Source organism: Marinovum sp. 2_MG-2023 (assembly GCF_030548265.1).
GTDB lineage: Bacteria > Pseudomonadota > Alphaproteobacteria > Rhodobacterales > Rhodobacteraceae > Marinovum.
In genome coordinates, this window is the sequence record NZ_JAUOSD010000078.1 from 1 (window position 1) to 810 (window position 810).

General features: G+C 61.1%; 1 pseudogene. It reads right to left on the reverse strand.

Annotation, left to right across the window (positions count from 1 at the left end):
• Positions 1 to 743: pseudogene (locus Q4577_RS23670) on the reverse strand (IS3 family transposase); the annotation flags it as partial.
• Positions 744 to 810 lie beyond the last annotated feature (67 nt).

Sequence of the window (810 nt, forward strand, 5' to 3'; positions counted from 1 at the left end):
GACCCTTGCGCCGGAGAGGCTGGTGTCCGCGATAAGGCACAGGCATTCCCGAGTGCAGTCATCGATCACTGCCAGCATCCGGAACTTCCGCGAGGCGCCGAAGCTGTCGGATACGAAGTCCAACGACCAACGAGCATTGGGATACGCCGCAACTGGCATCGGCACCCTGGTGCCACGCGCCCGTTTCCGGCCGCGCCGCCGCTTCACGGACAGCCCTTCTTCGCGATAGACCCTGTAGAGCTTCTTGTGGTTCATGGTCATGCCCTTGCGCTCCAGCAGCACGCCGATCCGGCGGTAACCGAACCTGCGCCGCTTGGCAGCGATGTCCTGCATCTCCTTGCGGATCTCGGTACAGTCCGGTGGGCGTTCTCGCCGGACTGTTTTGGGATCGACACCGACAAGCCTGCAGGCCCGGCGCTGCGAGATGTCATGATCCCGCATCGCCCGAAGCGCCGCGTCTCGCCGCTTGGTCAATGTCGTCAATTCTTTCCCAGCAAGTCTTTCAGCACGACGTTGTCGAGCATGGTATCGGCCAGCAGGCGCTTGAGCTTGGCGTTCTCGTCTTCGAGCGCCTTCAGCCTGGCGGCCTCAGAAACTTCCATCCCGCCATACTTGGCCTTCAACTTGTAGAAAGTCGCCGTGCTCAGCCCGTGCCTGCGACACACCTCCGCTGTCGGCATCCCTGCTTCCTGTTCTTTGATCATACCGATGATCTGCGCCTCGGTGAAACGACTCTTTCGCATCTGTCTGCTCCTTCAGAGTTGGCGCAGACTCTACATTACGGTGAGGGATTTCGCGGGGGGCAGGTCA